The following is a 12,616-nucleotide window of genomic DNA, read 5'->3' as shown; positions in this document are numbered from 1 at the left end:
GCTACTTCACGCGGCCCAGGCCTTTGGTGTCCAGGTCGGATTGGACCTTGTCGCTAAGGATGAAGTTCAGTAGCAAATGGGCGCCTTCGTGATTTGCGCCATTTTTGAGGATGACCGCGGTCTGAACGATTTCGGGATATTGGCTGAGCGGAATCAGAACGAATTGACCGGCATCTTTGAATTTGGGCGAGACGGCCATGGTGCGTGAGATGAATGCCACTTCGGCATTGCCGCTTAGGGCAAACTGTCCGGCCTGCGAAATGCTGTCTGCCTGTACGATGTGCGGAGCCACGTTGGCGTACAGGTTCATCTGTTTCAACGCAGCAATTGCGGCACGACCGTAGGGCGCTCTATCTGGATTGGCAACAGCTACCGGACCAAGGTCTTTACGCGAGAGAACATCGATGGTGAGCGGCTTGAAACGCGAATCATTGCGTGCCCAAAGCCCCAGCGCGCCCTTGGCGTAGGGTGTCGGCGCCTTCTGCATCGTCAGCCCGGAGGCCACGGTCTGTTCTGCGAAATAGAAATCGGCAGAGAAGAAGATGTCCGCGGGTAAGCCATTCTGAATCTGCTGCGACAAGGCAGCCGACGCGGCATAGCTGATTTTGAGTTTCAGCCCTGTCTGTTTCTCAAACAGCGGTGCATAAGCAGTAAGAACAGGTTCCATGTCGGCGGCCGCTGCCACAATGACTTCCTTTGGTGCCACCGTGTTTTGCGCGTGCAGGGAAGCTGTGGAGCAGAGGAGGGCAGCGAAGATCCAGACGGCAAAAAAGCGAAGTCTAAGCATGGTGCGATACCCTAGAGTCATCCATGTCATTTGTCTCACATCAGCTTCGATGCATTGGAAGTGGCGAGCGGATTGCTCCCGATGCGGTTAGCAGCGATTTCCGCGACCCGGCTACCGGCGAACTCTACGAAGTGGAGTATCCGTGGAGCGAAACGCGTGGCGATGCCGCTTCCTTACGCCCCAAGGCCCAGGCACTCCGCCATTTGTGGGCAGAGCGGCGCGATTCCACATTGCCTATTGATGCCAGCGGTGTGTGGCGGTATCGCGATTTGCTGCCCATTTTGCAGGACGAGAACAATGCGGTGACGTTGCGTGAAGGCAATACGCCCTTGTACGACCTGCCCCGCACTGCCAAGTTGTTGGGACTGGATTTTCTACTTGCGAAGCACCAGGGAATGAATCCGACGGGTTCGTTCAAAGACACGGGCATGACCACGGCGCTTTCCGTCGCTGCAGAACGTGGCTACAAGTGGGTGGCGTGCGCTTCGACGGGCAACACGTCGGCTGCGATGGCTGCGTATGCGGCTCGCGCGGGACTGCGCGCGATTGTATTCATCCCTGAAGGCAAGATTGCATGGGGCAAGTTGTCGCAATCCATGGATTACGGCGCGTTGACCGTGCAGTTGAAGACGGATTTCGATGGTTGCGTGAAGTTGTTGACGGAGATCGTCCGCAAGAACCCAATCTACCTGCTGAACTCGGTGAATCCGTATCGCCTGGAAGGGCAGAAGACGCCCGCGATTGAGATTTGCGAGCAGTTGGATTGGCAGGTGCCGGATCACGTGATCGTTCCGGGCGGCAATCTGGCGAATGGATCCGCACTGGGTAAGGGCTTTACGGAGTTGAAGCACCTTGGCTTTATCGACCGTGTACCGAAGATCAGTGTGATTCAGGCTGCGGGCGCAAATCCGCTTTTCCAGTGGTTCACGAATGCAGAGAAACAACTGCATCCTGTCACGGCGGACACGCGCGCTACGGCGATTCGTATTGGCAATCCTGCAAGCTGGCGCAAGGCGGCTCGCGTGATCGAGACGACCGGCGGATGGTGCGAACAGGCCGACGAGAACGAAATTGCCGTTGCCAAGGCGCAGATTGGTGCGGAAGGCATTGGCTGCGAACCAGCGTCAGCGGTTACTCTGGCGGGCTTGAAGAAGCTGCTGAAGTCGGGCCATGTACAGACGGGTGAGCGTGTCGTTCTGTTACTTACCGGTCATACGCTGAAGGACCCGGAGTACACCATCGACTTCCATAAGGATTTGCTGGCAACGAACGTGGCGGAAGCCGCGCCGTATCGCAGGCCGCCGCTGATCCTGGATTCGAACGAGTCGTCCGTGATGCGTGCGCTGGAAGCTGAGATGGCAGGTTCCCTGTAGTCATGGCAGATGGGTTGAAACTGCGGCTTCCTGCGACCTCGGCGAACCTGGGACCGGGGTTCGACGCACTGGGTTTGGCGATGGATTTTGCGCTTGAAATCGAGGCGCGAGAATCCGACCGTTTTTCCATCACATCAACAGGTCGTAATACCGCTCAAACGGGCGATGTGGACGACTCGTTGGTGCTGGAGACCTACCGGAGCGTTCTGGATGGCCAGGAAATCGACGCGATTCCCCTGCATCTGGATCTGCATAATGAGATCCCCTTGGGAATGGGATGCGGGTCTTCGGCCGCGGCGCTCGTGGCGGGAGTGATGCTGGCATCGCACTTCGGTGGCCTGGGCTGGTCGAAGCATAAGGTGCTGACCGAGGCTTCGCTCCGTGAGGGGCATCCCGATAACGTTGCTGCCTGTGTTCTGGGTGGGCTTACCGTCTCGCTGATGACGACCGAAGGTGAAGTGGACGCGTTGTCCATCAAGCCGCCGGTGGATTGGCCGTTGCTGGTGGTCATGCCTGATAGCTCGCTTTCCACGAAAAAGGCGCGTGCCATGCTGCCGGAGAGCTATTCCAAGGCCGATACGATTGCGAACGTACAACGTGTGGCCATGCTGACAGCGGCCTTCGCGCAGGGGCGCGGTGACCTGCTGGCGCGTGCCATGGAAGACAGGATGCACCAGCCGTATCGCTCGCCGGCGTGCCCACTGTTGCCTTTGCTATTGCCTGTGGCAGGAGGCGATGGGGTGTTGGGAGTTGCACTTTCCGGCGCTGGGCCATCGGTGCTGTTGATTGTTGAACCGGGTCGTGTTCAGGCAGCCAAAGAGATTGTGGGCAGAATTCTCCGTGAAAACGGGATGAATGCCGAAACCATCGAAACCAAAATATTTGCGATTTGATGTAACCAAAATTATCTGGTTACTTTTTTGTTACTTTAGTGCAACGCATAACCCGAATTCAGATGCTATTTTTGATTTCGTGGACAACCCTGGGGGAGGGTTAGTCTGCGGACGCCCGTTGATCTCTTACGAGATCCGGGCGTTCTTATTTGTGCGGACGCTGTCTCCAGATCAGCGCGTGCGCGGATCAGACCAGTCGCGCAGAGCATCCCCAAGGAATGAAAACGCGAGTACGCACAGCATTACGGCGATGGCGGGGGCGATCACCATGTGTGGCGCATCGAACAGATGCGCCCGGGCGTCGTTGAGCATCGAACCCCAGCTTGCGGCTGGCGGCGGCACACCGAGGCCAAGAAAGCTGAGTGTGGCTTCCGCAAGAACCGCGCCTGCCATGCCGATAGCCGCTTGCACGATGACCGGCTGCACGATATTGGGCAGAATGTGTCGCAGCAGAATGCGAAGATCGCCGGCGCCAAGTGAACGCGCCGCTTCGACAAACTCTCGTTCGCGTGCGGACATGACTTGTGCCCGTACGAGTCGCGCGTAGTTCACCCAACCGGAAAGGGTGAGGGCAAGAATCACGTTGCGGAGGCCGGGACCAAGGAAGGCGACGAAGGCAATGGCCAGAAGAATACCGGGCATAGCCATAAAGGCATTCATTACATAGACGTTCAGAATGGTGTCGCGCCATCCGCCGTAGTACCCCGCGACTGAGCCGATGACGAGCCCCAGCAGAAGAGAAAGGCTAACCACGGTGAAGGCGACTGTAAGAGAGAGTCGTGCGCCGAACAGAATGCGCGAGAAGATGTCGCGTCCCAGTTCATCAGTTCCCAGCAGGAAGTGATGTCCTGGGGATAACAGCCGCTGTTCAAGGTGTAATCCGGCGGGATCGTAGGGCGCGGCCCACGGTGCCAGCAGGGCTGCGATCGCGAAGAGAAGCAGCAACGCGATGGCGGTCAGGGCAATGGGAGAACGCATGAACTTATCGTACTTGCGCAGAGTTGTTCGGTCATCTGGCGATTCGAAAGCCATGATGGAAAACGGCTTAGCGAAAATTTTCCTGAAGCAGTGGGGAAGAATTCCCGAGACTGTGACGAAGAAGGACTCGTCCGGAAGCTATGATGAAAATGCGACATCTTCATCGACAGGCTGCGAAGGAGCCCCCATCTGGACATCCTGATTTACGGGCTGAACTATGCCCCGGAACTGACCGGCATCGGAAAATACACAGGCGAAATGGCGACTTGGTTGGCTGAACGTGGCCATCGAGTGCGGGTCATAACGGCGCCGCCGTATTATCCCGCCTGGAAAATTGCGGACGACTATCGCGGACGCGGATACGTTCGCGAGGGCGGTGGTGAGGCTGGCGATGGCCGCGGAGAGCCACTGGTGTTCCGTTGCCCGTTGTACGTCCCCGAGAAAGCGACGGGACTCAAGCGTGTTCGTCACTTGTTCTCTTTTGCAGTAAGTTCTTTGCCCGTGCTGATGCACGAGGTAATGGCATCGCATGCGGGTGCGCCTGACATCATCTGGACTGTTGAGCCCACATTTTTCTGTGCTCCTTTCGCTCTGCTTGCATCGCGACTGGCTCATACGCCTGCATGGTTGCATGTGCAGGATTTTGAAGTGGACGCGGCGTTTGATCTTGGATTATTGCCGAAAAAGGGCCCTATTCATACGTTCGCGATGCTGCTGGAAAAGACGTTCTCAAAGGCGTTTCAACGCGTGTCCAGCATCTCTGTGCGCATGGTGGAGCGGTCTCTCACGAAAGATGTGCGACCAGAACGCATCGTTTTGTTTCCGAACTGGGTGGATGTGGATCTGGTGAAACCGGAACCAGCGGATGCTCCCAATCGGTTCCGCTCGGAGCTTGGGCTGGAAGGGAAGACCGTGTTCCTCTACAGCGGAAACATGGGCAACAAACAAGGACTTGAGCTGTTGCCCAAGGTTGCTGTCGCGTTGCGTAATGAAGGATCAATTCATTTCCTTCTCTGTGGCGAAGGAGCGTTCCGCCCCGAGTTGGAAGAGATGGCCCGTGGGCTGACGAACGTGACCTTGCTCCCACTGCAGCCGCTGGAATCACTGAATGAACTTCTGAATTGTGCAGACGTCCATCTGCTTCCGCAGCGCGCGGGCGCAGCGGACCTGGTGATGCCATCGAAGCTGACGGGAATGTTGTCCAGTGGTCGCGCGACGATCGCAACCTCACCAGCAGATACGCAGCTTGGAACCGTGATCTCGGGCGGTATGGATGGTAGCTCTCCTTGCGGTGTCGTGATTCCACCGGAAGATGTGGAAGCTATGGTGGACGCTGTTCATATGCTCGCGGCGAATCCAACGCAGCGTACGCGCATGGGCGATAATGCGCGTCAATATGCAGTACGGAATCTGGGGCGTGAACAGGTTCTGGAACAGTTTGAACGTGACTTGCGCTCGGCTGTTAACGAATATCGCGGACGTCCATTTGAACGTCCACAGACTCCGTTCCGATTTGCACTTGTGAACCGTCGTCGTCGCAGGCGACCGCCCGTTTCTCCCATTCCGGCAGAGTAGACTGAACAATAAGCGGTCCGCATAGAGACCTCAAAAAACCACTGCAACCTTGAAAAGGAATGACGTTGAAAAAAGCTCTTATCACTGGTGTAACTGGACAGGATGGCGCCTATCTTGCAGAGTTTCTGCTGAAGAAGGGCTATGAAGTGCACGGCATCAAACGTCGCACGTCACTTTTCAACACGGCTCGTATCGATCACATCTACGAAGATCCGCACCAGCAGCATCGCAACTTCATCCTGCATTATGGCGACATGACGGATTCGTCGTCGCTGATTCACATTGTGCAGAAGGTGCAGCCCGACGAGATTTATAACCTGGCTGCCCAGTCACATGTGGCTGTCTCGTTTGAGGAGCCTGAGTACACGGCAAACTCGGATGCGCTTGGTGTACTGCGCCTGCTGGAAGCGATCCGCATCCTCGGACTCGAGAAAAAGACAAAGTTTTATCAGGCAAGCACCAGCGAACTCTACGGCCTTGTGCAGGAGATTCCGCAGAAGGAAACCACGCCGTTTTATCCACGTTCGCCCTATGCCGTGGCCAAGATGTATGGCTACTGGATTGTGGTGAATTATCGCGAAGCCTATGGCATCTATGCGTGCAACGGCATCTTGTTCAATCACGAATCGCCCATGCGTGGCGAGACGTTTGTAACGCGCAAAATTACGCGTGGTATGGCGCGTATCAAGGCTGGCCTGCAGGACGCGCTGTTCCTGGGCAACATGGACGCCAAGCGCGACTGGGGACACGCACGCGACTACATCGAGATGCAGTGGCTGATGCTGCAGCAGGAGAAGCCGCAGGATTTTGTGATCGCAACAGGTGTCCAGTACAGCGTGCGCGACTTCGTGAAGCGCTGCGCCGAGTTGCTGGAGATGGACCTGGAATGGTCTGGCAGCGGCGTGGATGAGAAGGCTGTCGATAAGGCTACAGGCAAGACGATCGTAGCTGTTGATCCTCGCTACTTCCGTCCCACGGAAGTGGAGACGCTTCTCGGTGATCCGTCCAAAGCGAAGAATGAACTGGGATGGGTACCGCGTACGAGCTTCGATGAACTGGTGCGCGAGATGATCGAGGCCGATTACTCCGCAGCCAAACGCGATGCTCTGGTGATGGAACACGGCTATAAGCCCTTCAACGTGCGGGAGACCTAGTCATGGCCTACATGCCGAAGGACGCGCCCATCTTTATTGCAGGCCATCGTGGCCTGGTGGGTTCGGCGATTGTGCGCGAATTGGAACGGCTGGGGTACACGAAAGTTCTGACACGTTCGCGTGCGGAACTGGATCTGCAGGATGCGGAAGCAGTTCTACGTTTCTTTCAGGAGACGAAGCCACAGTTTGTAGTGTTGGCGGCGGCAAAGGTGGGTGGCATTCTGGCCAACAACACCTATCCGGCCGACTTCATCCACGACAATCTGAAGATTCAGAACAGCGTGATCGAAGCCTGTTATGCCACGGATGTTGATCGGTTGCTGTTCCTGGGGTCGAGCTGCATTTACCCCAAGATGGCGCCGCAGCCCATGCCCGAAAGCTGCCTGCTGACGGGACCATTGGAACCGACAAACCGGGCGTATGCGCTGGCGAAGATTGCAGGCATTGAGATGTGCTGGTCGTACAACCGCCAGTTTGGCACGAAGTATCTCGCGGCCATGCCGACGAATCTCTATGGGCCGAATGACAACTTCGATCTGAAGAACTCGCATGTATTGCCAGCTTTGATTCGCAAGACGGCGCAGGCCATCAAAGACGGCGCGGAAACAGTGGAAGTGTGGGGCAGCGGTACGCCGAAGCGCGAACTGCTGTATTCCGACGACCTGGCCGAAGCTTGTGCGTATCTGCTGAATCTGCCTGCGGATGAATATGCGAAGCTGTTGCGCGAAGATACTCCGCCGTTAATCAACATTGGCACGGGCGAGGATGTAACAATCCGTGAGCTGGCCGAAACTGTTGCGCGTGTTTTGGGGTTCAAAGGAGTGTTGCGCTTCGACCCCTCGAAGCCAGATGGCACACCGCGCAAGCTGATGGACGTTTCACTGATTCACAGCCTTGGTTGGAAGCACAGCGTCGAACTGGAAGAGGGGATTCGGCGTACGTGGGAGGCTGTGCGAGGTGAGTTGGCGGGTTAGAACGGTTCTGCTGTTGATGTTTGTGATGTTGTGCCGTAGCGCTACGGCACAACACACAGTCGCAGAACAATACTTGTTTCAAGCGATCAACGCGGAACGTGCTGCTGCGGGTTTGCCGTCGGTGACATGGAATCCAACCCTGACCCACGCAGCGCAGGAGCACGCGTTCCGCATGCGGTCTTCACAGGCGATCTCACACCAGTTTCAAGGTGAGCCTGGGCTCGCAGAGCGCGCAGCTGCTTCCGGATCGCGATTTTCTCGTGTTGCAGAAAATGTGGCTACCAGCACGTCGATTCTGGAAATGCACACAGCGTTGATGAACTCGCCGCGTCACCGTGACAACATTCTCGATCCGCAGGTGAACTCGATCGGCATTTCGGTGGTTGTTTCCGGACGACAGATGTGGGGAGTAGAGGACTTCGCACGCGACGTGCAGCCGCTCTCCTATCGCCAGCAAGAGACACAGGTGGCACAGCTTGTATCCGCCGCTGGAGCTTCCAGCGTAGAGGCTAGTGACGCGGCACGCGCCACATGTAGGCAGTCCTCTGGATATGCGGGAGATAGGCCCGCATTCGTAATGCGCTTTACCTCTACCGACCTGAATCACTTACCGGCACAGTTGACCACGCGCATCGCACAGGGTGGATTCTCCAGCGCAGCAATTGGCGCATGTGACATGAAAACTAAATCCAGTTTTGCCACTTACAACATCGCTGTTGTGTTGTATCCCTGAACAGGTCGGGAGAGGGGCGGCGCCTTTGACCTCAGCGCGCTTGTTTGTTATAAAGGGAATGCGAGTTGAGCCGGAGCCCGCCCTCCGGCACCTCGTTCAACACTGATCCGCAGTAGCTCAATGGCAGAGCATTCGGCTGTTAACCGAAGGGTTGTAGGTTCGAGTCCTACCTGCGGAGCCACCACTCCTCAACAACTTACGAGAACGATAAATGCCACGATGATTGGCATTCTCGACTGATTGTGAGCCTTTCGATGGGCCTATCTTCAAAATTCTGCGTAGCGCTGGGTAATTCCGGCTGATTTACACGTTGCCTTGTATCAGCCCCCACCGAGTTCAGAACGCGAAGCGAGCGCTCAAGACGATGTTGTGGTCATAGCTATGCCAGGATGAAGTGGCGAATTGCATGCCAGCTCCCAACACAAGCCCGGTTCGGCTTCCTTGTTGATTCGGGAAAAACTTGATTCGACCAAGCAGAATTCCTGGAGTGATGAAGTTCTGAAGTCGGCCATCGTTGGGTCCACCATGAAAGAAGCTTGCGTTATCTTCGAGCTCCATGGTGAGCAACTTCGCGGCTCGAAATTCAAGCACAGAGTTGAAGTGGACCGTCCGCCCCTCTGAGGCCGCTTGCGAGGTGGGCAGCGTGGCGCCCAACGAACTCAAGACACTCCACCGCCGACCGAATCCTTTGCCGCCCAGGATCGTTGGTGACACCGTTGCGTATTTGGCGCCATTCTTATGCTGGCCTGTTGGAAGCGAAGCGCCGAGCTGTGCGCTGACGATGTAGTTGCCCTTCGTTTCCGGTCGTGCTGCGAGGCGGTACTTGTAGAGCAGGCCTACATCGCCCCATCCGTCGGATGCGGTCGTACTGTTGCGCTGGAAGTAGGGAGGGGGATAGATGTCCACTTGCATATTCGGCGCCGGGATCAGATTGAATCCCTTGCCTGCACCATAACTCCATGTTGTCGTGCCTGCGGAAGTGAGTTGGCGCGTGAAGTCGGAGCGATACACCTGCGCAAGCATTGGGAACGGGCTGACCAGCGGCACGGCCCAGGACGGTTGTTTGGCCTGAGTCGCTGTTGCCATGCTCGCCCATGCATGCCAGAAACGCGCGACTTTGCTCGGCGTTTTGGGGGCTGCCTTACTTTCGTCCGACACCGCGGTGTCTTCCTCATTGCTCTGAGCCAGGAGTGCCGTGGGAGAAGCACTCGCCAAGAGACTGAACGCGATCATCGGAACAAGACTTTTGTAGAACAGTACGGCGACCTCCCAATCCTGCTTCTTAGACTAGCAAGGACCCACCTTGTGAGCGGCCATAGCTTGGACCGATCTATGATCGCTTGGCTCAGCTCATTGCTGTTTGGGTGACGATTGACCGATTCCACCATAAGCACGGTGGTCTGGACTTCGCCGTAGACGAGGTGCAGTTTCTAGATCGCGTATAGCGGTCGGATGGCGGAGAGAGACGTATGAAGAGGAGGCCGAGCGAACGAGAGATGAAAGTTCACAGACCTGGTGTGAGTCATCCCTCGTCATGGCTTCCGCGCGCGCTGCCTTTGAGCAGTCTCTGCTGCGGTACCTGTGCTGGCTAGCTTTGAGCTTAACCGATGAGGGCGTGTTGAGAAACAAAAAAAGAGGCGACTCCGCGGAGCCGCCTTCTCCCAGGTCTGTGTTCAAGTTCAGTGTGATCGATGCAGTGAACTTCCGATAGTTACCAAGGACGCAGGACGTTCTGTTAACAGTGTGCTTCATCGAATGTTCCGAATCGCAACACCGTCGACGAAGACGCAGCCCCTTGCATGAGATATTTTCTCCATGCCACCTGAGAGTAAAAACTGATGGGCTTCTTTGCGTGGGTAGTGCTCGTGGCCTACTTCGCTCTGATGATGATTGTTGGCTATTGGGCACGAAAGCGTGTCGTGAATGCCAGCGATTTCTTTACCGCTGGCGGTGAGATGCCCTGGTGGCTCTCAGGCATTTCGCACCATATGTCCGGATACAGTTCCGCTGTCTTCGTCGGCTACGCCGCTTTGGCTTACACGTCTGGAATCACCGTATATTTTTGGTGGGCGGCCTCAATCTCTCTTGCATTGCTCTTCGGAATGCCCATCTTCCCGGGACGCTGGGTTCGAATGAGGCAGCAGTTTCATGTCATCTCGCCTCTCGAATATCTGAAGGTGCGCTACGATCTGCCGACCCAGCAGCTTCTGGGGTGGAGCGGGGCAATTCTCAAAGTCTTCGATGTGGGGGCAAAATGGAGTGCCTCCGCGATCCTGCTTCATGCCTTCGCAGGAGTGCCTCTGCTTTGGGGAGTCATTCTGACCGGCAGCGTAACGGCATTCTATTCCGTTATGGGTGGACTCTGGGCAGATGCTCTTACCGACCTGAGCCAATTCGTTATTCAGTTCATTGCGGGCGTTTCTATGCTTGTTGCGACGCTGATTAAGCTGGGTGGTGTCAGTTCGGTCTGGCAAATATGGCATCTTCTTCCGCCCGATCACCATAAGCCATTCCACGGCGACTATACCGTTATCTTTGCCGCTACTTATTTCTTCGTGAATGCTTTGTCGTACAACGGCGGCAGCTGGAGTCTGGCACAGAGGTTTCTTGCATCGGCTACTCCGACCGCCGCGCGCAGGTCCGCTCTACTGTCAGCTCTTCTCTTTCTTTTTTGGCCGCTGGTGCTCTTCTTTCCCATGTGGGCGGCTCCCGTCATCTTTCCTCATCTGCAGGACCCATCCGAGTCCTACGCTGCGCTGACGAAGACGCTACTTCCATCAGGCCTGATTGGACTTGTACTGGCGGGCTTGTTCGCGCATACGATGGCGATGACCTCGTCCGATGCCAATGCCGTGTCGGCCGTTATTATTCGGGACATTATGCCCGTGCTTAGGAAAGGACGACCATTCGCGGATAAGCAGCAGCTTTTATTTGGCAGGGTTGCAACATTCTCGTTCCTGCTTATCAGCATGGTGTTGGCGCTGTTTTCCTCTCACTTTGGAGGGGTCATCGGAATGGTCATTCTTTGGTACGGAGCATTGCTGGGGCCTATCGCTGTTCCCATATTGTTGGGGCTCTTACGGCCTTTTCGTAGAAGTGGTCCGTCAGCGGCCATCGGTTCCTGTATCGCTGGTGCCCTCGCCTTTGCTTCTTTGAAGCTTTCTGCAATGCAGCCTTGGCTCAGCAGTCATGCGCACATCGCCAATGCGGTTACGGTGGGTGCTCCTTTGTTCGTCTCGCTATTGGCGTATATCGTGATTGGGGTTTTCTACCCTTCCAGAAACAAAGACTCCGCAGCATTCCTTGAAGCGATCAACCCTCCATCGGAGAGACAGTCTGGTGATCTCCGTACTGCCTTGAATCCGAGTAGCCACGGAGCATCATGAATAGCCCACATTCAACCTCTATGAAGGTCCATATAGCCTCTGACCGAAAGGAACTGGGGCGAAGAGCAGCTGCAGAAATAGCTGACGCAATTCGCTTGAAGCTGCGACAAAAATCGCATCTGCGCATCGTTTTCGCTGCAGCGCCATCACAGGGCGAGATGCTTTCTGCACTTCGTCTTGAGTCAGACATTGATTGGCAACGTGTCACTGCGTTTCATATGGATGAATACATAGGCTTGCCTGAAGATGCACCGCAGCGATTCGGGAACTGGTTGCGAGAGGCCTTTTTCGATCGCGTCCCGCTCGCTGGCTACCATCTGATTAATCCTAATCCTGGTCACGATCCAGAAGCGACATGCCGTGAGTATGCAACGATGCTGGGCAAAGACACGATTGATTTTGTGTTGCTAGGAATCGGAACGAACGCACATATCGCATTCAATGATCCCCCAGCACAGCTCGATGATCCGTTGAGTGTGAAGGTGGTGGAACTGGATGGAGTCTGCAGGCAGCAGCAGGTTGATGATCAGTGTTTCGCCACGCTGGACGATGTGCCGCATCAAGCGATTACGCTTACTGTGCCATCGCTTCTTCGCGGCGAGCAGCTTTTTTGCTGTGTCCCCGGTAGACATAAGGCGGAAGCAGTTCGTGCCATGATGGAATATCCCGTCAGTGGACAATTTCCGGCCACGGCGCTCAAGACTCATCCCAACTGCAGCGTCTATCTGGATACCGATTCGAGTTCGCTTCTGACCACGTAATG

At 55.9% G+C, this 12,616-nt stretch carries 11 protein-coding genes and 1 tRNA gene; 9 read left to right on the top strand and 3 right to left on the bottom strand.

Going from position 1 to position 12,616, the window contains the following annotated elements:
- Nucleotide 1: 1 nt before the first annotated feature.
- Nucleotides 2–787 carry a molybdate ABC transporter substrate-binding protein gene (gene modA / locus M504_RS05460; protein ID WP_047493614.1) on the bottom strand — a complete coding sequence of 262 codons (786 nt, stop codon included), beginning with the start codon at nucleotides 785–787 and terminating at the stop codon, nucleotides 2–4.
- A 23-nt stretch (nucleotides 788–810) separates the two neighbouring features.
- On the opposite strand from modA, the gene thrC reads away from it, so the two are divergent.
- Both thrC and thrB read left to right on the top strand, forming a co-directional pair.
- Nucleotides 811–2,160 (top strand): threonine synthase, encoded by a 1,350-nt coding sequence (thrC, locus tag M504_RS05455; RefSeq protein WP_047488849.1) that lies wholly within the window; start codon nucleotides 811–813, stop codon nucleotides 2,158–2,160.
- Between the two features lie 2 nt (nucleotides 2,161–2,162).
- Entirely contained in the window at nucleotides 2,163–3,053 is an 891-nt protein-coding gene (thrB, locus tag M504_RS05450) for a homoserine kinase (protein ID WP_047488846.1), read from the top strand.
- A 171-nt stretch (nucleotides 3,054–3,224) separates the two neighbouring features.
- Here the strand turns inward: thrB and M504_RS05445 are convergent, their stop codons facing one another.
- On the bottom strand, nucleotides 3,225–4,031 hold the full coding sequence (locus M504_RS05445) for an ABC transporter permease (protein WP_047493611.1): 807 nt from the start codon (nucleotides 4,029–4,031) through the stop codon (nucleotides 3,225–3,227).
- 156 nt (nucleotides 4,032–4,187) lie between these two features.
- On the opposite strand from M504_RS05445, the gene M504_RS05440 reads away from it, so the two are divergent.
- The 5 genes from M504_RS05440 (at nucleotide 4,188) to M504_RS05420 (ending at nucleotide 8,648) form a co-directional block, all read left to right on the top strand.
- The gene (locus tag M504_RS05440) at nucleotides 4,188–5,606 is read left to right on the top strand and encodes a glycosyltransferase WbuB (RefSeq protein ID WP_369792904.1); all 1,419 of its coding nucleotides are present in this window, start codon (nucleotides 4,188–4,190) and stop codon (nucleotides 5,604–5,606) included.
- A 65-nt stretch (nucleotides 5,607–5,671) separates the two neighbouring features.
- Nucleotides 5,672–6,760, top strand: a complete 1,089-nt coding sequence (gene gmd, locus M504_RS05435; RefSeq protein ID WP_198137626.1) for a GDP-mannose 4,6-dehydratase — start codon at nucleotides 5,672–5,674, stop codon at nucleotides 6,758–6,760.
- Nucleotides 6,761–6,771: 11 nt separating this feature from the next.
- Entirely contained in the window at nucleotides 6,772–7,734 is a 963-nt protein-coding gene (locus M504_RS05430) for a GDP-L-fucose synthase (protein WP_047493605.1), read from the top strand.
- Complete coding sequence (locus M504_RS05425) at nucleotides 7,718–8,467, top strand: CAP domain-containing protein (RefSeq protein WP_156993566.1); 750 nt, start codon at nucleotides 7,718–7,720, stop codon at nucleotides 8,465–8,467. The genes M504_RS05430 and M504_RS05425 overlap by 17 nt, the downstream gene beginning before the upstream one ends.
- A 106-nt stretch (nucleotides 8,468–8,573) precedes the next feature.
- Nucleotides 8,574–8,648 (top strand) — tRNA-Asn (locus M504_RS05420).
- 155 nt (nucleotides 8,649–8,803) lie between these two features.
- Here the strand turns inward: M504_RS05420 and M504_RS05415 are convergent.
- A complete protein-coding gene (locus M504_RS05415) occupies nucleotides 8,804–9,553 on the bottom strand; it encodes a transporter (protein ID WP_156993564.1) in 750 nt (249 codons plus the stop codon).
- A 752-nt stretch (nucleotides 9,554–10,305) separates the two neighbouring features.
- On the opposite strand from M504_RS05415, the gene M504_RS05410 reads away from it, so the two are divergent.
- Complete coding sequence (locus M504_RS05410) at nucleotides 10,306–11,853, top strand: sodium:solute symporter family protein (RefSeq protein WP_084214117.1); 1,548 nt, start codon at nucleotides 10,306–10,308, stop codon at nucleotides 11,851–11,853.
- Nucleotides 11,850–12,614, top strand: a complete 765-nt coding sequence (locus tag M504_RS05405) for a glucosamine-6-phosphate deaminase (protein ID WP_052200439.1) — start codon at nucleotides 11,850–11,852, stop codon at nucleotides 12,612–12,614. The genes M504_RS05410 and M504_RS05405 overlap by 4 nt, the downstream gene beginning before the upstream one ends.
- Nucleotides 12,615–12,616: the final 2 nt, after the last annotated feature.

Source organism: Terriglobus sp. TAA 43, assembly GCF_000800015.1.
In the GTDB taxonomy this organism is placed as follows: domain Bacteria; phylum Acidobacteriota; class Terriglobia; order Terriglobales; family Acidobacteriaceae; genus Terriglobus.
The sequence above is the reverse complement of the archived record's forward strand: the minus strand, read 5'-3'. Positions and strand labels throughout refer to the sequence as shown.